We start from the raw sequence: 26,327 nt of genomic DNA, 5'->3' as shown, positions 1-26,327 counted from the left end.
AGTAGTCCGTCCGAGCAAACATTCTAAGCGTGCATCACAGACAACTAATCTACATCATACACATAAACCTAATTTAACCAATCCCTGATTTAATTCAGATCTGATTTTTATTGTATCTGCCTCAGTGATTCATAACAGAGGCTTTGATTGGTGATGTCACTTTTGATTCATCACACTGCCTTCTGAGGCCAGGGTGCTGGACTCAAGTGCGGTAGCCGCAAGAGCCTGCTCAAATACTTGATAGGCCATTACGTGCGGTGTGCTTTGCGTTTCCTGACCATTGTCTTTTTTCTTGATCGCTTGCGCTGCACGAATCTTTAATTCGGCATAAGTATTTCTTGTCTTTGAAGTGTGAGACAGATTCAGATTGACCCCAGCGGGTAAACAATCTGTCCACATCCCGGCTGTGCTTGGAGTCACGGATTGATTGGTGCGAATGGTGATTACGAGTGCCTCATGCTCAATTTTTACTTCATGAACCAACCAATTGATGACACTTAAAAATTGCGCTCGTTCGCGGAATTCATAAATATGTTCCCGAGGGACTAAACGTCGCAGCATTATCTTCGTGATGGACTCGCTCAGTATCGGATCCCTTTTCCAGGCTTTTTGAAGCTGCGCCAACCAAGCTCGGTATGTTGCGATTAGGGCCATCGGGGGGAGCTTAATTTTAGGGATGCGACGATGCCGGGAGCCATCTTTCCTTTTTTTCTGTGATTGTAGTGACTCTATCCACTTGGCATTTCTTACCCAGCGCTCGGCAGATTCTGGAGCGTAGCCCATTGCAATCAGGGGCGCTATGGCCCAGTTTTTTTCACGTGGCCACTTGAGGATGTTTACAACTTGCTCGGTTGAAATTGCAGGTCTTCCAGGAGGCCAATGCATTGTTGGCTTCTGGTAATGACATAGCGTAGTGACTTGTTCATAAAATTGATTTTTATCGGCGGAAAACTGGAACAGTGACGAAATGGGATCACCATAGTCCTGCGATTTATTGTCATTTGCTTGGTAGGTCTTGCTAATGTGTTTATCTGCTAACCAGGCCACTACATGCCGCGATAGGAGAGGGGAATTGAGCTGAATTAAACGTGCTGACAACCAACCATGTAGATGGATATACGAAGTTAAAGTAATTCCAGGCTCAGCATGTCCCATCATCGAACTGATTGCATACAGCCCGCGACGATCTGGGCTGATTGCCGCTTGCTGAGATGTTTCTTCCATAAAGGCACTCCTAAACCGCACCAATGCATCCCTCTCAAAAAAGGGATGCTCAAATAGGGGATAGTCGCGGTCCAGAATCCTGTGCTCTTCTACTGCCGCCAAACGGATCATTGCCCAGTTGGCAAAGCTATGCCGAAGGCTATGAAATACTACTTCTTCATCACCCGTCGCAAGTCGTAATGCGCGTTGGCAAATATTGATCAGCCAAGGGGCCTTGATCCTTTCATAGGTCAGGTCCGCATCTGCAAAGATGAAAGAGTCTTTTTCTCGCGACTTATTTTCTTCGTCTCGCAGATGCAAAAGCTCGTCAAGGAGTGGGGCTGGCAATAAGGCCCTCAATGGCAACTGTCTTCGCGATGTTTCTGTTTTAAGTTTTCGTGCTTTATGCGGTGTGATGATCAAATAAGGGTCATGCGTACCCTGAAGATCCTTGCGACGAAGAAAGAGGATTTCATTGCGCCGCAAACCACAATAAAACCCGAGTTTGAGGATGATGGTTGCGAGCTTAGCTGAACGCTGATCGTTTTGTGCTGCAGAACTAAGGATTAAATCGCAGGCGCGATCTACATCTAGAGGTGACACGAGCTTGGCATGAATTTTTTTTGTGGCGTGGCAAAAGCCCTCAACCGTTTTAAAATCAATTGGGGTAATGCCATACTCATTGGACAGCCAAGTATGGAATTCACTCAAATTCCAACTAATATCCCCTCGCCGTGCCGCCTTTTGCATCACGATTTCATAGCATTGTCGCCAATCCTCTTCATCAAATTCGTACACATTTTGACCCTTTGCGGCCTTGATAAGACGACTGTAAAAACACCCCAAATAGCGTCTAATGGAGGAAACTCGAAGGACCTTCCGTTGAAGACCTCCATGCTTAAGCAGATGAAGTGCACGAGCCACGATTAGACCAGTCATTGAATCGTATGAGGCCTGATATGTTTCCTTAAAGGCGACGATTGCATTTTTGAAATCAGAGGTGTTTTTTCCGGTGTTGATTGCTGAGCGCAGGTTCGTAAGGATGGCTGGATCAAAGTCCTGTTGTTCATAGGTTCTGGCAGTCGCTAATTCCAGGCTGGGCGAAGGAGGCAAATCTGTAGCCTCAACCGCCAAGCTTTGGTTGGGGCGAAGTACCATTCCCATCAGAATTCGCTGAATATCTGGCGTGGGTAGCGGAGTAGCGATGTTGACGCCGTAAAGCAAATCACAAAGATAAGGAGGGAGTGTCAGCGAGAGTGCCGTTTGCCTACCAATTTGCAACGCTTTGAAATTCACATTCAATGGTAAACGAGTTTTGAGACGTGCTTTGATCCCCGCAAAGATGGCGCCATTTTTTTTGAAAGGGTTTTTGTTAAGTTGAATATTTAACTTTTTAATTAAAGCGGTTAGCTCTGGAGGCAACCAGTGTGGATGCTTCTGGTTTTGTAGTGTTTCGAATAGGTATAGGTTTAAACGTGCTGACTTAGTGGTGTGTGGAGGAGGATGTCCAGTCCAGACTAACCAGCCAATAAAAGCCAATTGGACATCTGTGAATAAGCAGTTCGGACCAGAGCTGCGCAACGTTAGCTGCTCAGCCCACATTTTTTGCAGCAGCTGCCATTGCTGATAGAGCGCAAATTTATCAGGGGTAAAACGTTTGGCTGGAATTCTGAAGGAAATTGCAGGTGGCTGAGGCAGCGTAGTACCTGCGAGGATGTTGACTGCCTCTATGACCCGCCCGATGTATGCGAGTCTTAATTGTTTATCTCGAGGGTGCAGCCCCTTTTGAAGAATTTCATATAACTGAAGCAACTTCTCGCTTTTCAATGACTTCAGTTCGTTGGTATCAAGCAAATCCGGAAACTCGGTCCGAATGATCTCGTAAACGGCGGCCTCTTGATGCATCCTGCGTTGATGTCCTGCAGAGACCTTGCTGGGCTGCCTGGTGAGGTGTTCCTGCCAGAGTGAACCAGTTACAGAATCGGACATGCCATTTCTCGAATACTCAGTTCCTCAAGTATCGGGGCAAGGTGTAATTCAATATTTTTTCTGAACTGCTGCGGATTCATGCTGGAATAATTTGACCACGGCGCCTCGCCATACCGATGGTGGCCCATAAACGCTGCCAATGCTGTTTGTCCCATCCCATTTTCTAGCAATACGCTACGCAAAAGATGTCGATTACTGTTTGGGCGGATATTGAGAAAGTACTCAAGCTTATCTTGGTAGCTTTGAGGGCTTACCTCAATAATCGAATGCTCATGATTCAGAAAGAAGATGAGGGGCAAGGACTGGATCTGCTCGATAGGGCATGCGCTTACTGCATTGCTCCTCGTGGCATTATTCTTTGTTTTACGTGCAGTTGCGCCTTTTCTGGGGTTTCGGTTTAGTTCTGCAAACACCGCTGGGTTGTGAGAAGCCAGTCGGGTGAGCAGTCGTTTGCGATATTCGAGGAAGTTTCGCATGTGCGCACAAAGAACTTTAGGCAAATAAACAATTCGCGTATGCGCGAAATCATCACTGTCCTTGTCGGACAAAAGACACCATCCTTGCTCAAGATCTAGATCCGTATCTCTGGCGAATGCGCCACTGGTAGGGCGTGCACCGGTTGCTAATCCAAGTATCAATAGTGTGTATACCGCATATGCATTATGCAAATCCTGCAAGCGGTATGACTTCAAACCTTCCTGAGTCATCTTTTGCAGGTCAAGAATGCACTGCTTCAACGGCGTCATGAATGGTTTTAGACGAGAGCCAATCGTGTTCTCACTTTGTAATTCGGATGTGGCGTGAGATGGGGTTGTAAGCGCAGATGCCGGCCAAAAAGGCTGCGCGCCATCACTGGTCAGCAGTGAATGTAATGCCTCACGATAGCGTTGAAGCAGGAAACTTTCTGGTAAGGCGGTATAAGCCAGTTGAACCAAATAAACTTCACGTTGCTGGCCTGTGATGATGCTGGCTAGGGATGGATCACCTCCCGGCATTTGGATGAGCCGATGAAAGAGTAGGGCTTCAATTCGTTGAAGTGTCCATCGGTACGCTCCAGGTCGATGTATTGAGTTCAGGATGGCTTGGATTCTGTCTTGCAAGGTATCGCGATGTTGCGTGAAACAAATATTGTTGTCAGAGCCGCCTCTGAGGCTTTGGATCGCATCCCCAAGCTTGGTTGGAAGTGGCAGGCTTAGGCGATCAATGACTGGAAAATAGTTTCTTTTTTGCTCTGGCGTTAGGAGCTTGTCACTCTGCGTTGAATAAGTCGGCACCGTCAGGAACCAATCGTGACCCGCTTTGCTGAGTTGGGCGGCTTTAAGTTTGGCTGCAGCCCCAGTCGTCGTTGCAAATTGCACCCTATAAATTTCCTCAAAGGTGCGCCCACTAATGATGATTAGCCAGAGTAGGCATTGAGCGGGATCATCTAAGTCACGACTCTGAAGCGCTTGCAGTAGTCGTTTGATCTCGGTGGGTGTCGCCTGATTTAATGAAAATGGCAAATTCTGCCGCTGACGAGCGAGCGCGTTGTGTAGCCCTTTGGCGCTGCGGCGCATCCTAATCACATCAATCCGTTTGGTGTTTGCTGTGGGTGTGATAGGTGTAATGCTAATGGTCTGAGTCTCTACACCAAATTCGTGACGTGCATCGCCTGGAATCTGTGTTTCTTTACTCTGCAGGATCTCCTGAATGCGGAGATCGTGCTCAAATTTGAATTCATCCGGGGGCAAGGATTCATCTGTGAGTTCTCCACGGTTAGGTTGGCCGATCATCTTGCCACCCCCCTGACCATTTCCACCCTTGGCTTTAGCGGGCGTGCGCTTCTTTAGTTCCCCATTGAATAAGCCCCATGCCTCTAATGCTCGACGGGTAAAGAATTGCAGCGGCTCATCGGTGCTCCTGCCTAGCTTAGAATGATTGGTTATGCCCGCTTGAATTTCATTAAACATTTCAGCCACAGAGCATGGCTTCTCTGGTACCGAGTCCAATAGGCCTGCGGATGCAAGCTCCCCAAGCTTGCGCAAACATCTTCCGAGATCTGCTCGTTTACTTTGTTTATCAATAAAATGTGGCTGGTTCAGCGTGAATAGGGCAAAGGCCGATAGTATTTCATGCTTCTTTCTGAACAGACTTGATGCGCAACCGTACCAAAGTGCGCAAAAGAGAGGATGGGTTTCTGTATGAGGTCGAAGCGTTTTTCTACCTAGGCCATTGGGATTGATATCGCTCGGACTAAAGAAAATGAGTGGAAAGTACTGGGTGAGGCTTTCAGGGCTGGTGGCTTTTATTTGCTTTAATGCATCAGTGAGATTTTTAAAGATTAATTGGTCGCGCTCAAAGTCCGCACTGAATTTATATTTAAAGGGTTTTTCTTCCTCTTTATTTAAGTTTGCCTTGTGATTGATCTCTGCAAAGTCTTGTGCAGTTTGCAGGAAGTTTGGCGCATGTCCCACCACATGAAATAGTCCCATCAGATCGGGGGGCGCATCAATTCGTCTCAACGCGCTGAATAGATGCTCGTTGTCCAGATCCGGAAAGCATAGACTAAGTGGCACCCATTCTTTCATTCGTCTATCCGCAGATCTCGAGCCGCGTACAAGTTCGCTGTTGCATCATCCATCGTGAGGCCTTGGTGTTCGCTTGAAATGACGGAGGTCTCAAGCGATTGCGGTTTGATGAGTTTCTTTTTCCGGCTTAGCGTTGCGCGAGTCAACTGCGCGTATTTCAAAAAGCGATTTTGCGAACCATATATTTCCGCAATTGCCCCCTGCTTGGCCGCATTTTTTTCCGGTTGTGATTCATCTTGTTGGGCCCAATAAAGCTGTGCAAAATCTTCTTTGCTCAGCTGAGATGTGAATGGGCTAAGAAACGTCTCGAAGAATGGGAGCTGCTTGAGCTGTTCTCGAGACGGCTTTGGGAAAAGGATGGCTGGAAGTGGACGGTCTTGAGTTTTGTGCATCGGATTGGCATCCATGAAATCATGCCACATCGCTAATGTTCTAAAACCAGCTATGAAAATGTATCGTTGTTGATCAGAGGCTTTTGAAGTAGCCCCTGTGACAATCATGGGACTCAGGCAGGCCTGCAGGTAAAGCTCATCCTGATTGCATACGGGAATTCTGGTCGTTCGTTGATGATCGGCTTGAAGTTGGCCATAGCGTTTAGCAGGCTCTCTGGGCGCTTCAATTTGCCCAAGTCTGATTTCAATCAAGCGAGGTTGCTCTCGATTCATCCACCTAGATTCCCATATCACACCAATGAGACTCACTGGCAGACCGGATTGAAACTCGGGCTATCAGTAAGCATGACTATTTTGTTTGATCTCCCCCAGAAAGTCTTGTTGCATGCCGCGACTGTGTCCAGTTTGATCGACTTCGATAGCGCTCACTGACCAGTTTTTCACTCCGCCTGTGAGCTGGATCGCTTTGGGTAAGTTGCGCTGATGCCCGTTGTGGCTCATTTGCGGTATACCAATATCTTACTTAAAAGTGGCAAGCATACTTTCTCATCAGGCATGTCTGACCAATGCTTACTTGCCCGTTATCTTTGCTTGCAAGTGGTGTTTTGATATGACATCATCCATTTTTGTTTATAAGCAAAGTCTTATGTTGTGTCTGATGTGTCTTGTCTAGGTGCTCGAAGCTCTAGATATGCGGGTTCGGGCGACGTCAAACCACGACTTGGGGTTGTTTGCTTACTCTGTTATTGAAATTCTTTCATTGGTTTTTGATTTTGTTTTTAGATCGTAAGTTTTTCTGTGTTGTCGCATCTGTTGTCTTCGCTGTTAAGGCGGCATCAGCCGAAGCGCTCTTCAATCCATTCGAGAGCAACACTCAGGAGTTGCTCCGTCAGCAAGAGCGAGAACGTCAGCTCAAGTTGAAGCAACCGGACTCACCCGATGTTCGCTTAGAGCGCCCTCAACAGTCAGCACCGAGTGGGGTGATTCCCTCAAATGAAGCCCCGTGTTTTGATATCCGACGTATAGAGTTGGTCGGGGTGCGTGCTAAACAGTTTGAGTGGGCAATCTCGGCCGCTAGCCTAAAAAATGACTTAGCTGTTCCCCGGTGCCTCGGTTCGCAGGGCATTAACTTGATCATGAGTCGGATACAAAACGCCATTATTGATCGGGGTTATGTCACTACACGTGTCCTCGCTGCGCCACAAGAGCTAACCAGTGGCATTTTGGAGTTAACTCTTATTCCTGGGACAGTGAGAGCGGTGCGCTTTGCCGATGATGTTTCTACCCGAGCAACACAATGGAATGCTGTTCCATTAAGGGCAGGTGACCTACTCAATCTAAGAGATATCGAACAGGCGCTTGAGAATTTTAAGCGGGTACCCACTGTTGAGGCTGATATACAAATCGTACCTGCCGAAGGGCAGGCTGCAGAGGCAGGTCAAAGTGACTTAGTGATTACATGGCAGCAGCGGGAAATACCGCTGCGCATGAATTTGTCCGTCGATGATTCGGGTAGTCAATCAACTGGCAAATTCCAAGGCAGTATGACAATTTCGTATGACCATTGGTGGACCCTCAATGATCTCTTTTACGTTTCGTTAAATCATGATCTTGGCGGCGGTGAAGAGGGGGCTCGGGGTACACGTGGCTACACTTTCCATTACTCAATTCCGTATGGGTATTGGCTCTTCAGTGCAAGTACAAGTGGTAGCCAGTATTTTCAGTCAGTTGCTGGGGCTAATCAAGAATATCGCTATAGCGGCAATAGTCGAAATGCAGACCTCAAAGTTTCCCGATTGATTTGGCGCGATGCGGTTCGAAAAACCACTGCCTCATTCCGTGGTTGGTGGCGCGGGTCCAAAAACTACATCGATGACACTGAGGTTGAGGTGCAGCGGCGGAAAGTTGCGGGTTGGGAAGCCGGTCTAAATCATCGTGAGTTTATCGGTAGTAATACCTTAGATTTTGCTGTGACTTACCGTCGTGGTACAGGTGCTATGAATGCTCTCGAGGCACCTGAGGAGCAATTCGGAGAAGGCACTTCGCGGCTGGAAGTTTGGAATACCGACCTGGCTCTCGTCGTGCCATTTTCGATATTTGAACAACGATTACGCTACAGCGCCAATTGGCGCTGGCAAATGAATCGAACGCCGCTGGTGCCACAAGATCGTTTTTCAATTGGTGGCCGATATACCGTGCGTGGATTTGACGGTGAAAGTTCACTGATTGGTGAGCGCGGCTGGTTGGTTAGGAATGATCTTGTCCTGTCACTCGGGGACAGTGGGCATGAGTTTTTTATTGCCGCTGATTATGGCGCAGTCGGGGGCCCATCTACCCAATACCTGCTTGGGGACTCACTGGCCGGGGGCGTAATCGGTTTGCGTGGCGGATACGCGAATTGGAGTTACGAAATATTTGCCGGAAAACCAATTTACAAGCCCACTGGTTTTAAGACCGCTAAAACCACAGCCGGTTTTAATCTGAATTGGACGTATTAAATTAATTACTTTTTGGCGATTTTTGCCATCTTATTTTTCTTTAAATCATCGACATAAATGACCAGTCGGGTCGCTTGTGCGCAGCAACGTTGGACTTTGAGCAATGAATAAGAACATGTACCGGATTGTATTTAATCAGAGCCGTGGACAATTAATGGTCGTGGCAGAAAATACTCCGGCCCAGGGTAAAACCACAACCGATGCTCAAGGTCAACAAGGGGCTGCTTTTTGGCAAACACTCAAACCAATTCGGCACGCGTTATGTGCTGCGCTCGGTATGATTATGTTGACCGGTGTGCAGGCTCAGGTCGTTACAGATCCGAATGCCCCTAAATCTCAGCAGCCCACTGTACTCACCACCAGTAATGGAGTAACCCAAGTCAATATTCAGACGCCAAGTGCAGCTGGCGTCTCTCGAAACACATACAAACAATTCGATGTTGATCCTGCTGGTGTGGTACTGAACAACTCTCGCGGGAACGTGCAATCCCAACTGGGTGGGTGGGTCCAGGGCAATCCTTGGCTGGCAAAAGGGACTGCGCGGGTGATCTTGAACGAGGTTACGGGCAGTAATCCGAGTCAACTTCGTGGCTATCTTGAAGTGGCAGGTAGTCGGGCGCAAGTTATTATCGCCAATCCAGCTGGTATAAGTTGTGATGGTTGCGGATTTATTAATGCTAGCCGTGCAACATTAACGACAGGCTCTGCCATGATGAGTGGCGGTAATCTGGATGGTTTTCGAGTTACTCAAGGCACGATTAGTATCTTGGGAAATGGGTTAGATGCACGGCAAACCGATTACACAGACCTCATCGCCAGAGCAATTCAAGTTAATGCAGGTGTTTGGGCCAACGATCTGCGCGTAGTGGCGGGGGCAAGCCAAATTTCAGCTGAGGGTTCTGCGATACCTACTGCAGGCACCGGAAGCGCGCCAAGCTATGCGATTGATGTCGCTCAGCTTGGTGGCATGTATGCTGGAAAAATTCATTTAGTGGGCACCGAGTCCGGACTTGGAGTACGAAATTCAGGTCAGATCGGTGCTATGGCCGGTGATGTTGCCATCACGTTAGACGGTAAGCTCGTTAACGCTGGGGCGATAAGCAGTAGCCAACACATTCAAATTGACACCAGTCAGGGTTTAGAAAATGTAGGCACCGTCTATGCCAAATCCAATACGTCGCTGACGACCACAGGATCGGTCAATAATCAGGGTACGCTTGCCGCTCAAGGAAATCTCAACATCCAGGCCACTTCCGCGGGAAGTGAAATCCGAAGTGTCGGGGTTTTAGCCGCCGGTTTAAATGAGCAAGGGACGCTCACTGAGTCGGGCGTGCTTAGCCTGAACTCACGCGGTTCGATTATTGCAAGTGGTCAAAACTTGTCCGGGAATCAGCTGACTATGCTCGCCGGCACAGTTAATCTAGGAAATAGCCATACTGGTGCGGCTACGGTCAAATTGTCAGCCAACACGACAAATCTTGACCTTAACAAAGCAGAGGTCATGGCTTCACAGCAATTGGACTTGCAAGCCTCGCAACGTCTAATCACGGATGGTGCCAAGCTATCGGCTGAGCAAGTGAATGTTCAGGCTGAAGCGCTATCGAATATTGCAGGCACAATTATTCAAACGGGCACAGGTGATCTTCGCCTTCAAACGCCTGGCGCAATCAATAATGAGGCGGGGCTCATTGCTACCAATAGCCAACGGTTGCAGATCGCAGGCTCTGAAGTCATAAACACCCGAGGCAAAATCGAACATGTTGGTTCGGGCTCGGCCACCATCGTGACTAATAACTTTGCGGGGGCTGCTGGCCAGATCCAAAGCAACGCTAGCCTCGAGATCCAAGCTACTCGCTTGGATTTGAGTGAAGCAAAAACACTCGCTAAGAAAATAGACCTAACTGCAGAGCATGTTTCAAATCGCGCTGGTCAAATTATTAGCACTGGGAACGAAAGCGCAAATATCGTGGCGCGTAGCGCTCTAGATAATACAAATGGTGCATTTGTCAGTAATGGGCGTGCTGCACTGAGTACTGGTAGCCTTAATAACCAGGGTGGTGTGCTACAAAGCGTGGGCACGCTAGAGCTTTTAGCTTTAGGTCGCATTGATAATAGTAAATTTGGCCCAAATGCTGGCAGTATTTACGCCGGCGAGCAATTGAGCATAACCGCTCAATCGGTTGATAACCGTGGAGGTAAACTAACTTCTGCTGCTGCCATAGAGGCGAAGGTTGCTCAGGAATTCTTGAATCAAGAAGGGACACTGGCTGCTGCGCAAAATCTGTCCCTAAATGCCCATCAAATCGATAATCATCAAGGGACGATTGGCTCTGTTTCTGGCCAAGTTAGAGCCGGTGCAAACGCAGGCCTTATTAATACTCAGGGGCGGATCGAAGCGGCTCAGTCGCTAACCATCAAAAGTGCCAACCTAGCCAATCAGACTGGGATTGTTCAAGCGACACAGATAGATATCGATACACACGGTGGCGAACTCAACAATCAAAACGGGGTTTTGCAGGCCACTGGCCAAGTCACCGTCAACTCTGGAAAGTTTGATAACGACAGCGGGCTTGTTCATGCGAAAACAATATTAAGCATCAACACTCATGGCGCAGCACTCTTGAATACCAATTCAGGTAGCGCAAAAGGCATCATTGGCGCTGAAAGTGTGCAACTTAGTGCCGGTGATCTCACCAATACTGCAGGTTTTATTGGCAGTAAAGGTGCCCTGGAGGTTAGAGCCGAGCATGAGATTCAAAATGGTGGAACCATAAGCAGTGAGGCCCAGATTGCACTGCAAGCTCAGTCGCTGAATAACCTCGGCGGGCAAATTCAATCGATATCGGATGTCACCGTTAGTGCTAATTCGATTTCGAACCGGAATAGTTTGATTCGATCTGGACAAAAGTTGCAGTTGAATGCCCAGATGGTGGACAACCAAAGCACCGTATTGAGTAACCAGGGGCTTGAAGGCCAGCAGCTCTCGATCTCAGCCCAGCAAATTGAGAATCAGCAAGGTGCAATTCGAGCAGAAGCTGAGCTAAGCCTGCTTAGTACTAATAGTCTTAACAATAACCAAGGCTTGGTATCCGCTGGTAGTAAAGGCACGATCACCAGCCAAGCGCCAAGTAACCAATTAGCTTTTAGCAACACTCAAGGTAGTGTGATTGCAGGGCAGGAGTTACAGATCAATACCGCAACCTTAACGGGAGCGGGGCAGCTATTAAGCAAAGGTGATTTGACCCTTAAAGCACACGGAGATTACACCCATTCAGGTGTTCTTCAAGCTCAAGGTCTTGCCAAAGTAGAAGCCACAGGCACCCTCACGAATCAGGGGCGGCTCCTCAGTGCAGATCAACTAGTGTTGACCGCTAACCATATTGATAATACTGCGGTGGGAGAAATCTCGGCGGGATCGACAAAAGTAGTCGCCACGGGGACCCTAACTAATCGCGGGTTGATCGATGGCGTTGAAACACGTCTTTCCGCCGCGACTTTGAATAACCTCGGCACGGGTCGGATTTATGGCGATCACTTAGCTATCCAGGCCAACGTGTTGAATAATGGCGCAGAAAACGGTCTTGCTGCGGTCATCGCGGCTCGGTCAAGATTAGATATTGCTGCAGGCACTATTAATAATACAGATCACGGTTTGATCTTCAGTGCGGGTGATCTGGTTATCGGTGGCGCGATGGGTAGCAATTGGCAAGCCACTGGCGCAGCCGGTGCGGTGGTTAACCGCGGTGCAACGATTGAATCGCTGGGGGCGATGCAGCTAGGCGCAAACTATCTCACAAATAGTAACGCCAATTTTAGTACCCAACTGGTCCAAACAGTTGCCCCTGTTGCCCAGACCTATATTCAGCCGACAGGTAATCCAAACAAATACCTACTCAGTAATTTTGTTTGGCAGAATTGGAGTCGTGCAGGTTTGTATCGATGGGCCACTAACCCACCTGCTCAAGGTGGCGGGCAGCTTGGTCAGTCGCCAATTTCCTCTCCTGGTGCAGAACTCTGTTCAGAAGACGAAGCTGCTGATAGTTGTGCAAGAAAACTTACAACAAGTGATTTATTAAGTAACCCAGCATGGGCTTATTTTGGAGTCAGTGCGCCCACAGCGGAGCCGCAAGCGCCAGCGTTGACGAAGCCAGTAGCGCCGGATGCGGCGCGTGCGGATAGTTGCGTGCAAGGTGCTGGATATGATGCGGCTGCATGCGCCTTGTATAACAATGACCTGCAGCAATTCAATACGCAACAAGCGGCTTATACCACAGCGTGGCAAAGCTATAACGCCTCTTATCAAAGCTGGATTACCGATACAGAAGCAAAATATGATTTATTAGATGAGAAGGTTGACGCTTATAACAGTGGTTTCTCATCTACCGAAATCAAGGCTTGGACCCAGTATCAAGTGACGCACAGCGAGGCTGAAACCCGCGTGCTTAGTTCTGATCCCGGAAAAATTCTTTCTGGGGGACAGATGGTTTTGCAGGGCGGCCAGTTGCTCAACGACAAGAGCCAGATTATCGCCGGCGGCACCTTAAGTGGAGACTTGGGTAATCTATCCAATGTTGCCGCAACCGGGCAGCGCATTATTCACGAAGTAGGCACAAGTCAAGCGACACGCAGTCGCTGGCGTGGCGGCTTGAAACGTTATCACCAACGCGATTGGGATGCTGCAATTGCTTATGCGCCAGCCGATCAGGTTACTACTATCGATTTAGCCGTGAGCGAGCTAAAAGGAAACGCACAGTTTGCAAGCTCAAGTCAGGGGGCTTCAGCACTGTCGCGTTCTTTGATCGCTGCCGCAACGAGTGGGGTTCAGCCAGTTTCGGTGCTTGTACGTGATGGCCAGCCGATTAACCGCATCACCGAAGTTCCGGTGATAAATACGCAGGCAACGGCTGGATTAAGCCGTGTGATTCGTACGGCCAATCCGAATGTGAACCTGCCTAATAACAGTCTGTTTAAACAAAACCCTAATACGGCGAGTGGTTTTTTGATTGAAACCGATCCCCGCTTTGCAAATTATCGCAATTGGTTGGGCTCTGATTACATGCTAAGTGCATTGCGCACTGACCCAACGACGATCCAAAAACGTTTAGGTGATGGCTTTTACGAACAAAAGCTGGTTCGTGAGCAAATTGCTCAACTCACCGGGCGACGATTCCTTGCCAGCTATGCCAACGATGAAACTCAATATCAGGCCTTAATGGATAACGGTGTCGCATTTGCCAAGCAATGGCAACTTCGTCCCGGCGTCGCGCTGAGCGCAGAGCAAATGGCCCAGCTGAGCAGCGACATTGTTTGGTTAGTTGAAAAAGAAGTTGTCCTTGCGGATGGTACTCCGACTCGTGTGTTGGTCCCGCAGGTGTACGTCAAGGTACAACCTGGTGATCTCAAAGGTGATGGAACGCTGATCGCGGGAGATAGCGTTGATCTTAAAGTAGCAGGGGATCTGCAAAATGGTGGCACGATTGCGGGTCGCCAAGTGGTGGCACTTACGGCAGAAAATGTAAAAAACCTGGGTGGACGAATCAGTGCAGCAGATGTGGCATTAACTGCCAAAAATGACCTACAAAATCTGGGTGGTTTAATTGAAGCAAATCGTAATTTGGTGCTGACTGCCGGACGTGATCTAACTATTGAGAGCACCACGCAATCAGGCGCTAATCAGGTTGGGGCATCAAGCTTTAAGCGCACTCAGCTAGATCGGGTTGCCGGCTTGTACATCCGCGGGGCGGATGTTCCTAGCACCAATTTGCTTGTAAGTGCTGGGCGTGATCTCACCCTTGCGGCGGCCCAAGTGACCAATCAGGGCCAGCAAGGAAATACCCAGCTGGTGGCTGGACGCGATTTGAGTTTGAAAACGGTACAAACTGAAATTCAAGAAAACAATGTTCGCAATGCAACGAACTATCTAAAACAAGGTGGCAGCCAAGAAGTCGGTAGCACAATTCAGGCCGCTGGCAGCATTCAACTTGCAGCAGGCAATAATATAGTCGCTCGCGCAGCCACGGTGACGAGCGAGCAGGGGACGATCTCAGCGCTGGCAAAAAATGACATTCGAATTGAGGCAGGGCAGGCAAGTACCAATTACAGCGAAGGCCATGAAATCCGCAATAAGGGGACTTTAAAAACCACGACGACCCTCACTCGCGACCAACGAGATGCTACCCAGTCGATCAGTACCACTTTCAGTGGCGATCAAGTTGCGATTCAGGCTGGCCATGACTTGAGCATCGTTGGGAGTCAAATTGCCGCAACTCAAGACGTTAATCTGTCTGCGAAAAATGATCTAACAATCGCGGCCGCCACAGACACCTATACCGAAAACCACTTCAAGCAAGTCACCACCAAAGGCTTTATGAGCAATGGTGGCTTGAGCTTCACCTATGGCAAGCAACGCCAGTCTAGTGACTCTGAGCAGGAGGGAACTCAACAAAGCCAGAGTCGCAGTATGGTAGGCAGTGAAAAAGGCAATGTGACATTGCAGGCGGGCAATACATTAAAAGTAGCGGGTAGTGATGTGACGGCCATGACCGGCGATATTGCCGCAACCGCTAAAGCCATAACACTCACTGCAGGTGAAGACCAGAATCAAAGCAGGCAAACCCAGAAATTCGAGCAAAAAGGCCTCACAGTCGCGATCACCTCGCCTGTTATTACTGCAATACAAACCACAGCCGATATGGGCAAAATCGCTAGCAAAACCAAAGACGGACGCGTCGCTTTGATTGCGGGCGCGACTGCTGGGTTTGCTGCCAAAAATGGCTATGACGCCTACCAAAGTGGCTCCAAAAAGCTTGGCGGCGTTAACGTGAGTATCAGCTTTGGTCAATCCAAATCAGAAAGCACCACGACAACGGATAGCAGCACGCAGAGCGCGAGCTATCTCACAGCTGGCGGCAATCTCAAACTGAACGCCACTGGTGCCGGCAAAGACAGCGACATCAACGTCGTTGGTAGCCAATTAAGGGCAGGCAAAGATCTGATGCTGGCCGCCGATGGCGATATCACGCTACAAGCCGCGCGCAATACCAATGAAACGCGCAGCAAAAACAGTTCAAGCAGCAGTAGTCTGGGCGTCAGTGTGGGCACAGATGTCCCGTTTAGCGTTACCGCGAGCGCCAATAAAAGCAAAGGCAATGGTAATGGCAATGACCTTGAGTGGCAAAACAGCCAACTTACCGCGGGTAATACACTTACGCTCAAGAGTGGTGGCGACACCAATCTGATCGGCGCAAGCGCCAGCGGCAAGCAGATTGTGGCTGATGTGCGCGGCAATCTGAATATTGAAAGCCTGCAAGACACCAGCAAGTACGACAGCCAACAAAAATCCATCGGTGGCAGCATTTCAGTCGGTGCGGGCAAAGTCAGTGGCAGCTTGAATGCAGGCCGCGACAAAATGCATGCTGATTATGCCGCGGTGAATGAGCAGAGTGGGCTGAAGGCTGGCGACGGCGGATTCAACATTACTGTCAAAGGCAATACCGATCTGAAAGGCGCAGTGATTACCAGCAGCGCAGAGGAAAGCAAAAATCAGCTCACTACCGGCAGCCTCACTGTCAGCGACATTAAAAACCATGCCGAATACAACGCCAGCAGCATGGGGCTTGGCGTCGGTGTTGGGGATGTAGGCAAGACGATTGATGGCCTCATGTCGACGGGGGGTCAGGTTGTACCTGGCACTGAGAAATCAGGCGATGGCCTGAAAGCCAATACGCCAATCCTGCTGAGCGCCAGCGGTGATGAAAGTAGCACCACGCAAAGCGCAATTGCCACAGGCAAAATCACCATCACCAATGAAGTGCAGCAACAGCAACTCACTGGTAAAGCCGCAGACGAAACCGTCGCCAGACTGAATCGTGATACCAATAATACTGCAGGCAAACTCAACAATAACTTTGATAAAGCGCAGGTAGAAGAAGCCTTTACGGTGACGAAGGCGTTTATTAACGAGACCAGCACCTTTGTTGCGAATCGGGCGAAAGAAGCGGCCAAAGCAAAGCAGGAATACGATCAAGCAGTAAAAGATGGTGCGGATGTAACGACGCTTGAGCGGCTTAAGACAGTTAAAGAGGATGCTGAAAAATGGGGCCCAGGTGGCACCTACGGCCAAGCGATCACCGTATTCCAAGCGGCGGCGGGAGGCAATGTCACTGGCGGCATGACAAACTTGGTGCAAAACGCCGTTGTTGCGTATGTACAAAGCTTGGCGGCAGAAGAAGTCAAAAAGATTGCGGATTCTTTCATGAAGGATGGTAAAGAAACCGCAGACAGCCAAAATATCCGCACTGCCCTGCATGCACTCGTTGGCTGCGCGGGCGCTGCGGCCACGGGGCAAAGCTGCAATAGCGCTGCCGTTGGCGCTGCCTCTAGCGTGGTGCTCAATAACCTTATCTCGGAGATTCAAAAGACCGATGCCGAGCATATGACGGCAGAGCAAAAAGAAAACCGCAAGAATCTCGTGGGCACTGTGATTGGCGGGATTGTGGCGGCTGCAGGTGGCGATGCGGTAGTGGCGAATAGCGCCGCGCAGATTGAGATGGAGAATAACTACCTCAGCCCCTCTGAGAAGCAGAAGCTGATCCAGGCTGAGAAAAACTGCAGCTTTAGCAATAAAGCAGCTTGTGACTCTCGTGACAAACTGAAGAAACTAGATCGTGATCGTAATACTCAATTAGCACAAGAAATCTCATCGTGTAAGACAGAGGCAGAGTGCCAAAAAGTGGCTATAAAAATTACAGAGCTACTACAGCAAGAGAAAAATTATCAAGCTTTGCTCAACACTGGAGCAGGCGGATGTTCACAGGTTGTCATAGGGTGCACGCCAGAGAAGTATGCATCACTCGTTGCTGATCGCCAGCGTCAATTAGAATTGACGCGCAATGACATTCAGGCGCTAACTAAGTTAGGCAACAAAGCCGTTGACCCACTAAAAATCGGTGAAAAGCCCCTAGTTCCAGTCATCTGGGAAGACCTGTTAATTCCGGGATTGAAGGGAGCTACAAACCTTACTGGGCGGGTGGTTGAGTCTTGGTTGGAGAAGACCGCGGTAAAAGAAACTTGGCAGGCAACTTCAAATCTTAGCCCTAGGGTTTTTGTAGGGCAAGACGTTTCAAACGCCTTTGGGCAGGGTGGTGCGGTAATCAATGGTAGGTACATTCGTAGCGTACCTGAAGATATTAGCGCGAGTTACCAAGGGATGGGCTATTTGGATCCACTCAGTAATACCTTTAAACCAGCACCATTAGGTAAAACCATGCCGGTTGATCATATCTACTCAGTGCGCAAGATCCAGGAACGGCCTGGCTTCAATAGGCTGACGGTCGATGATCAAATATCAATAATTCACGATAGAATTGATGTTGGTAATTTCCAGCCGCTACCACAGACATTTAATTCATCTAAAGGATCCAAGTTAGACTGGTCGTTTTATAAAGATCAGCCCTTAGATCCGGTATACAAACAAAATTTGATTAATCGTCAAATGGAAATTGAGGTTGAAATTCAGCGATATATCAATCAGCGGCTTAAACAATACAAGAGTGGAAAATAATTATGGAATTGTCTTGCTCCTATATCTGTGTTGATAAATCTGAGATTCCAGAAAAAGCGTTAGAACACATCGATAAGCCCATCATAGATCGTGTTGGCGGCAGCTTTGCGGAGCTATTTCCGCTGTTTGCTCAGACTTTTATCGAAACTACACAAGTCATTGAGCGCGATTGGAGCAGCCCTAAGTTAGTTTTGAAGAAGGGGGTCAGACAATGGTTGATAAACATCGTTGTTCAATCAGAGACGCAGAATTTATTCTTTAAACTGCAGCCCGAATTTATGGATAAAGATGGGGAGTTGTTCGATGAGTATCATATGATGCTGCCAGTAAGTTGGAGGGAGATTTATCGTTGGTTTGATTCATTCTGTGTTACGAAAGAAGGTTACTGTTTGATGGATTGGTGGAATACGCCATTTCCTTATGCGGGACGATTGGATCTTGATGACTACGAGGATGGTAGCGGAGCATCAAGGGCACAGACCGAGCAATTTGCTAAGACCATTGGATGTAAAAGAGAAAAGCTACGTTGCTGGTTGCTTACAGAAAATGAAGACGCGCTGTTCATCAATGAGGAGGCATGTGACGGTAAAGTTTTTCATGTTAATGGGAAAGCATTAGATGAGATTACCGAGCTTTTTAATCCTCAAAAAAAACTTGATGAGTACTTGGCGCATTATTTATCTGGAAAGTCCCCTAAGTCCTTTAACTGGGTAAGCGATTAAAACTATATCCCGCGTACAGGCTGGCGACGGCGGATTCAACATTACCTTCAAAGGCAATACCGATCTGTAGGGCGCAATGTTTACCAGCAGCGCAGAGGGAAGCAAAAACTAGCTCACCACCGGCAGCCTCAGTTCAATTAGTTGAGGTGGCGGGAGTTAAATTCGAGGTGCCAATTAGTAAATACAACGGCAAGGTCTATGTGCCTACAGCCTATCCATCTGGGAAATAACCCATGGCATTTTATATTCAATATGGACAAAATGATGAGGCAAATCGGCCTTTGATTTACTGCGTTGGTAATGCGTTTCCGGCTAGGGATAGGCAGGAGTATTGGTACTACGTTGAAAGTATATTCGAATTTGATGGAGCAGGAGGCGATCCTGACTGGCATATTGAACGCTATATCGACGAGCAGGGAAAGGTGATGTATTGGGTTCGGTCGAGTACCGACATCAGCGGCTTGGAGCCGGCTTGTGGCGATTACGAAGAAGATTTAGTGAAACACTACTTTGCCAAAACAATGTGGGAGTATGCTCGGGTTCATCCTGAAAGTAGCACCAAGATTCAAGAGCTGATTAACAAGTACCAACTGGGATTGCAAGCGGACAAGCAATAAGCCAAATAAGGCTGGGTTTTGTAGGGTGTGGCTTTGTTGCACAAATCAGCGGCATAGTGCTGCTGGTAGAATGGCTGCATGAGCAAACCCGCACCTAGCAAGTACAAAACCACCAACTGGCCAAGTTATCACGCTGCTTTGAAATCACGTGGTGCGTTGATGGTTTGGCTCGATCCGACGCTGAAATGGGCTGCTGAGCCCACTGGCAAACGTGGACGAAAACCTACGTTCAGCGACGCGGCCATTCAGTTCTGTCTCACCATCAAATGCCTATTCGGTCTCGCATTACGCCAAACCACCGGCATGGTGGAAAGCCTGCTTCGACTCGCCCACCTAGATTGGATCGTCCCCGATTCGAGTACGATCTCTCGTCGACAAAAAACACTCAAAGTCATTATTCCTGCCCGTCAAAGCCAAAGTGGTTTGCATTTATTGGTCGATAGCACGGGCATCAAAATGCTCGGTGAAGGCGAATGGAAAACCAAGAAGCATGGCGCCGAATATCGTCGGCAATGGCGCAAAGTTCACCTCAGTATTGATACCGAAACCCTTGAAATTCGTGCCATTGAGGTCACTGACAATAAAACAGGCGATGCGCCCAGGTTGCTGGAACTGATGAATCAGATTCCCGATTCAGAACCGATTGCGGCGATTTACGGTGATGGCGCCTACGACACCAAAGAGTGCCACAATGCTATTGCGGCTCGTGGTGCGACTGCGATCATCCCGACTCGCAAGAACGCTCAGTTTCGGAAAGAAAATACGGCGGGCGCACGATCTCGCAATGCGATTTTACGTGCGACCAAGTACTTGGGGCGGGCAATCTGGAAAAAGTGGTCGGACTATCACCGGCGCAGCTTGGTGGAAACGAAAATGCGATGTTTCAAATTACTTGGTGAACGAGTGATGGCGCGTGACTTTGATCGTCAGGTGGCGGAGTTGCAAGTGCGTGCTGCGATCTTAAATCGCTTCACGCAACTGGGCACACCGACGACGGTGCGTGCGGGATAAATCTGCTTGGGATTTGGGGAAACTCGCTTTTAGGCTGATTTGTGCAACTAAGCCGCTTAGATGCAAAAATCAAGTTTGGAGTGAGGCTCCGCTCGGCTACGGGCGTGCAGGCTTCTGCTTCGCGTAGGAAGTCGATGATCTGTTCTTCGGTGAATCGCTTCTTCATATCCAACTCCTTGTCATGGTGGATTGGAATCTAAATTCTCGAGCTACTCAAGATGGGGTGGGCGTCGAGCAGACCATCCAAGCAATCAGATAGTCTCTAATCCTTTGTGGTAGCACTACGTTGCCAAGCATCTATCCAGATTGCAAGCTGGCTAGAGTGCGTCAACATGAAGTGATGCTTTGCATCCAAACTATTCACGGATGCTGGCTTTTTCACTTCCTGCCATGCTAAGACCTGACTAGGCTCTAATAACTCATCTTTTTCACCGTAAACAAGATGTAGCGGTGCAACTAAATAAGGTTCTACTTGATACTTATATTCTTTCGCTTGAATTTCTAATTGGGCTAATGTTCTAACTCGCTGCATAGGGCTATTAACCCCAAGAGCTTGCCAGTCAGATTCTGAACTCGGAGTATTGTGCGGATAGCTCAACGTAGGACTATGCTGCGCAGCAAGAGCAACCCAGCTGGGTTGATTCCCCGACAACTCCAGTTTCCTAGCTAATTCAAATGCCATTAAGCCACCAAAACTCTGTCCATAGATCGAAAATGGCCTATCAATTAGCGCCATAGCTTGGTCCTGCAATCCATTGAGCAGCAAATCTAGTGTGTCGTAGTCTTGATAACTTAGAACCCACAGCTCCCATTCTGTGGATAATGCTTGCGCCAAAGCAAAATAACAGTATGGCGATGCCCCAGCTGGCGTAAGGCAAAGCAACTTGTACTTCGCTTGGGGATTTGGAATTAAACACTTCACAGTATTCTCAAGCGGATTCACCTTAGAAGGCACGAGTTTACAAAGTGATTGAAGCCCCACTTTAATTTGTTGAGCTGACAATCCAAAGTCGACAAGACAAGCCACCTCATCCACTCCCAATTCATGCCAACGCTCCAGTTTTGCGTAACATTCTTCTGTGCTGCCTATCAATGCCTGACTTTTGCGGTAGCGCATCGCCGCGAACCTTATCAACTTCTCCCTTTCCTCTGCTCCCTGAGCATGTAATGCTTTGCTACCTTGTTGCCATAAATCTGCAGAACTATGGAGATATTCATGCAGCGCAGGTGTGACCCACTCGTTTAATTCATCAGGATTGTCGTGCACAAAACAATGAACCATCAGCGTTACTCTACCCTGCTGAGGTGAGAATCCCGAATCAACCAACGATTGCCGATAGCATCTAATATTTTCGGCCAACTCGTCTTCCGTCTGGCTTAGCAAAGCAGTCAGTAGATTAACGCCCAAGCTCCCTGCCTCAATAAATCCTTCTTTCCGGCGATTGCAAGTTAGCCATAACGGCGCTAACGACTGGAAAGGTTTGGGATATGTAGTCAGTGAAACGGAGTCTCCAGATGGGTTGATTAAAGTTTCAGGCTCTTGTTGCCAGAATCGTCGGAGTTGCTGAATTTGTTTACCAAGAGATTCAAAACGATTGGTGTAGGCATCTGACGAACTCAATACAAAGTCATTCTGATTCCAGCCTGCCGTAATCGCTATTCCTGCGCGACCTTTAGAAAGTTGGTCAACTAAAGACCACTGTTCTGCAATACGTGCAGGATGATGCAACGGAAGTACGACGCTACCCGCCCGCAATCGGAGATTCTTAGTTACTTGGCTGAGTGCACTAGCAAGAACTGCAGGGTCTGGGAATGCAGCTCCAAAGCGATGAAAGTGTCGCTCAGGTAGCCAAATTGCCTCAAACCCATGCACGTCAGCAAACTCGGCAGTTTCACGAATCAATTCGTATGGATTTTCATCACGAGTAGCTTCGCTTTGCCCAAAAAAGAATATACTTAAGCCGAGCGAAGATTGAGAACTGGGCTCACTCAGTTCCACTGCTGAGCAGGCTTGCTCTGATACTGAATTGTTCACAGGTTCGACAGAGGAAGATTCTGGACTGTAGCTCTCGTACAGCAGTGCTGATATTTGATCAATACGTTCGACTTGCCAAAACCACTCGACTGGCAGCGATTTGTTCCAGTGTTCTTCGAAAGCCACGGAGCATTCGACTGCAATAATTGAATCTAATCCGAGGCTATTTATAGCAGTGGAACGCTCCACTTTAGTGGACGGCTTAACGTTTTTCTGGAGCCAATTAATCAACCATTCTTCATAAAGTTGCTGCGCCGCATATGTGGCAATTGCAGGGCTTTCAATTTCTTCATCGGATGCATTCAAATTTTCTGTTAATTCAGCATTCGTTTGCCAGGATAGGCGAGCTTCAATGTCATTAGGCGGAGTGGCCTTTTGACTGCCGAGCGGACCAATTTGGCTGTCTAGCTGAACACTAAGCGCTAATAACTCAGTCTCCGAATAACGATCGATAGATAAGTTTGTTTTAGCAAAGGCTTGCTGCAAGCGGGATTGGATAAAAAGGGTCTCGTCTTCGTGCTGGCAGAAACTTTCTATTAGACATAAACAAACCAACTCTCCGCTAACGTAATATGTCCAATCTTGGTGAAGTGATTTCAGAGCATGCTCTTCTTTCCAAGCCCGCAGTTTTTCAAATGGAGCAATTGCTTCGAATTCAGTGAATGCTTTTTCTAATTCTTGTTCTTGTTGCCACAATCTCTGGCCTAAGTGGCTTAACAGCGTTTCAGTTGGGCCCTCGAAAATTCTGAGAAGTCGAGCATCTCGCCAGAGCTGTGGCACCAAACTATCTTCGATGTAACCACGCCCTCCTAATCCTTGCTGGAGTTGATCGATCGTTTCTCCAAGCCACTCCGGTGCAAGGCATTTTCCAATTGCATAAATATCGCTAGAGACTTCAATTTCCATATCGCGTTTTAATGCAATCCGCTGGCTGAAACGCTCTATCAAGTCAGCCTTTTTGAGTCCCTCACGTAGCCACAGCTGGATTAAACTCTGATCAATTAAGCGTCCCGAAGCAATTTGCCTCTCTTGCGCATGTCTTAGAAGTTGTTGGCAACAACGCCGTAAAGCGCCAACACATATAGCCATAATGCCAAGTCGTCCCGTATGCATTGCAGTTTCTGCAATGCGGAAACCGTGCCCAACCTGACCAAGTACTTGCTCATTCGTCAATGAAACTCTGTCGAACCAAAGCGAATTTTGCACCATAGCGCGCATGCCTGTTGTCATCGCTTCTGGGCCAATGTGTACTCCCTCTTGTTCTGTATTGACTAAGAAGGCGCTCAACCCAAGGGGCTGCTGAGTAGTGCTCTCACTTTTTGCAATAACAAGCAAGGTATCTGCCCATCCGGCATTGCCAATCCAGCACTTATTACCGGACAGCATCCAACCAGTTGAGCTTGCTTTGGCGAGGCTCTTTAGCGAACGAGGATTCGCACCAGCATTGGGCTCACTTATGGCAAAAGCAGCAAGAGATTGCCCACGGGCAAGAGAGGGCAAATGCATGACCTTCTGCTGATTCGAGCCGTGACGGACAATTGGCTCTACGGCCAGAGCCAGATGTACTCCAAGCATGGCAGCTATGCTGACATCCATCGCGCCCAACTGCTGCATAACCCGCAGGGTCTGCTGTTGCGAGAGGCCCTGTCCACCATATTGGGCAGGAATATTCAGGCCAAAAAAGCCGCGCTTACCCAGTTGTAACAACAAATGCGGATCGATACTCCGACGTTCATCCATTTGTTGCGATTGCAAACGACGAAGTTGATACTCTCGCAGCCACTCAATCAAGCTTCTACTCTTGTCCGTCTCTATAACGTCGTCGGTAGCTCTTTTATTCCCTGTAGTAAATATGCTTTGCCAATGATCATTTTCCCAATATTCGCGGCATGCCAAACGCCGACGTTTGCCACTTGACGTAATGGGCAACTGACCAGGTTTAAGAAGTGCCCCCGCAGTCAATTGGATCGATAATTCATCGGAGATAATTTTGACTATCGCCTGCCAAACATCGGCTGGGTTACATTTGCGTAACTGACTTCGTTCAAGCTCAGCGACAAGAGCCAAGGATTGACCCTGTGTCTCCTCGATAGCGAAGGCAACAATTCGCTGAGAATTTATTGCTGGATGAGCCTTGCTAACGAGGTTTTCAATATCCGATGGGTATAAATTTCTACCGCGAATGATAATCATTTCTTTCAATCGTCCGGTTACATAAAGTTCCCCTTGAGATAGAAAGCCAAGATCACCTGTACGCAGCAAAGGCGCTGAGTTATCTAGATTCAAGAATAGCTCGTCGTCCAATTCTGGCTTTTTCCAATAGCCTCGAGCATTCGAAAAACTACGGACACATATTTCACCAATTTGATTCTCAGGTAAAAAAGCACGTGTGCGCGAATCAATTATAAAAATTTCGGTATTATTGCTTGGAGAGCCGCAGCTAACCAAACGATGTTCGCTATTAGGTAGGGTAACAACCACCCCGTGCTCTAGTGCAGACTTATCTACCTCTAATGTATTTGCAACAAGCCCTTTAGGCTTAAAGCCACTAACGATAAGCGTGGTCTCAGCCATGCCATAGCAAGGTAATAATGCATTCTGTCGGAAACCGACATGAGCAAATCGGGAATAGAAGTCTAGTAGTGTGCTTGCTTGAATAGGCTCTGCTCCGCAATAAGCTTGGGCCCATTGGCTTAAATCTACTCCTATCAAGTCATCATCATTTATGCGGCCTATGCAGTACTGGTATGCAAAGTTAGGGGCTCCGCTTGTCGTTACTTGGTAACGAGTTATAACTTCAAACCATAATTTTGGCTTGCGTAAGAAGTCTTGTGCGCCAAAGAAGTATTGCTGGCATCCGACATAAATAGGACAAAGCAAATGTCCTACCAATCCCATGTCATGATAAAGCGGTAGCCAATTTGCCCCAATTGTTTCTTTGGTTAAATGAAAGCATTGTCTGATTTGCTCAAGGTTTTCCAGTAACTCACGATGATAAATAGGTACACCCTTCGGAGTACCTGTTGAACCCGAACTGTACTGAATAAATGCCAGATCCTCTTCACACCATTCATTAATAAATGAGCAAGCATCCTCACTTTGCTGGGTTAATTGTAAATCGCTGAGAACACAGAGCTCCAACTGACTTTCAGAGGAGTCACCAAGCCATTTCAGGCATTTTTCTTTGAACGCGGCATTTGTGAGCGCCATTTGAGCTTGCGAATCACCAATAATCGCAAGCAGTCTAGCGCTTTGCTGTGATTTTGTTGGAGGGAAAACTGGTAAAGGTACTACACGAGCATAAAGACAGCCCCAGAATGCAACGACAAAATCTATACCTTGAGGAAATAAAAGAAGGCACCGCTGACCAGGTGTCAATCTCTGGCGCAACGCATGCGCGATTGCACACGCTTGGTTATGTAGCTCCAGATATGAAAGTCGATACTGAACATCACCATCGCTATTGAGAAAGAAATAAACAGCATGATCAGATTGTTCGCGGCTCCGCTGCCACAGGTACGTCATTAAGGTCATTAAGGTGCTTCGTAAGGATGTTTTAACTGACAGAATAAATACATGTGTATTCCGTCATCATATCAGATCGATATTTCTGATTGATTGTCGCGAGTCGCCAAAACTCTTTTTGCGGGTCAATCTCCATGGGGGAGTCGACGTCCACCCCATCTTGAGTAAGGCGTGACTTTAGATTCCAATCCACCATAGCAAGGAGT

Annotated in this window: 9 protein-coding genes; 5 read left to right on the top strand and 4 right to left on the bottom strand. The window is 48.1% G+C overall.

The annotated features are described in order from the left end of the window. Positions 1 to 156: 156 nt before the first annotated feature. The 3 genes from G482_RS0111190 to G482_RS18385 are packed head-to-tail and all read right to left on the bottom strand — an operon-like array spanning position 157 to position 6,424. The gene (locus G482_RS0111190) at positions 157 to 3,192 is read right to left on the bottom strand and encodes a site-specific integrase (protein ID WP_028450098.1); all 3,036 of its coding nucleotides are present in this window, start codon (positions 3,190 to 3,192) and stop codon (positions 157 to 159) included. Continuing rightward, positions 3,177 to 5,759, bottom strand: coding sequence for a hypothetical protein (locus G482_RS0111185; RefSeq protein WP_028450097.1), 2,583 nt, complete (start codon positions 5,757 to 5,759; stop codon positions 3,177 to 3,179). Before G482_RS0111185 ends, G482_RS0111190 begins: the two co-directional genes overlap by 16 nt. Then, positions 5,756 to 6,424 carry a hypothetical protein gene (locus G482_RS18385; protein WP_034619520.1) on the bottom strand — a complete coding sequence of 223 codons (669 nt, stop codon included), beginning with the start codon at positions 6,422 to 6,424 and terminating at the stop codon, positions 5,756 to 5,758. Before G482_RS18385 ends, G482_RS0111185 begins: the two co-directional genes overlap by 4 nt. A 458-nt stretch (positions 6,425 to 6,882) precedes the next feature. On the opposite strand from G482_RS18385, the gene G482_RS0111170 reads away from it, so the two are divergent. The 5 genes from G482_RS0111170 (at position 6,883) to G482_RS0111150 (ending at position 20,561) form a co-directional block, all read left to right on the top strand. After that, positions 6,883 to 8,649 carry a ShlB/FhaC/HecB family hemolysin secretion/activation protein gene (locus G482_RS0111170; RefSeq protein WP_211227612.1) on the top strand — a complete coding sequence of 589 codons (1,767 nt, stop codon included), beginning with the start codon at positions 6,883 to 6,885 and terminating at the stop codon, positions 8,647 to 8,649. 103 nt (positions 8,650 to 8,752) lie between these two features. Continuing rightward, entirely contained in the window at positions 8,753 to 18,211 is a 9,459-nt protein-coding gene (locus G482_RS18380) for a hemagglutinin repeat-containing protein (protein ID WP_084414632.1), read from the top strand. 2 nt (positions 18,212 to 18,213) lie between these two features. After that, the gene (locus G482_RS0111160; protein ID WP_028450093.1) at positions 18,214 to 18,933 is read left to right on the top strand and encodes a hypothetical protein; all 720 of its coding nucleotides are present in this window, start codon (positions 18,214 to 18,216) and stop codon (positions 18,931 to 18,933) included. Positions 18,934 to 19,166: 233 nt separating this feature from the next. Beyond that, complete coding sequence (locus G482_RS0111155) at positions 19,167 to 19,550, top strand: hypothetical protein (protein WP_028450092.1); 384 nt, start codon at positions 19,167 to 19,169, stop codon at positions 19,548 to 19,550. Between the two features lie 78 nt (positions 19,551 to 19,628). Next, a complete protein-coding gene (locus G482_RS0111150; protein ID WP_028450091.1) occupies positions 19,629 to 20,561 on the top strand; it encodes an IS5 family transposase in 933 nt (310 codons plus the stop codon). Between the two features lie 262 nt (positions 20,562 to 20,823). Here the strand turns inward: G482_RS0111150 and G482_RS0111145 are convergent, their stop codons facing one another. Then, positions 20,824 to 26,130, bottom strand: coding sequence for a MupA/Atu3671 family FMN-dependent luciferase-like monooxygenase (locus G482_RS0111145; protein WP_084414630.1), 5,307 nt, complete (start codon positions 26,128 to 26,130; stop codon positions 20,824 to 20,826). Between the last annotated feature and the right edge of the window lie 197 nt (positions 26,131 to 26,327).

It is taken from the genome of Chitinibacter tainanensis DSM 15459 (assembly GCF_000429785.1).
Classification (GTDB): Bacteria; Pseudomonadota; Gammaproteobacteria; order Burkholderiales; family Chitinibacteraceae; genus Chitinibacter; species Chitinibacter tainanensis.
The sequence above is the reverse complement of the archived record's forward strand: the minus strand, read 5'-3'. Positions and strand labels throughout refer to the sequence as shown.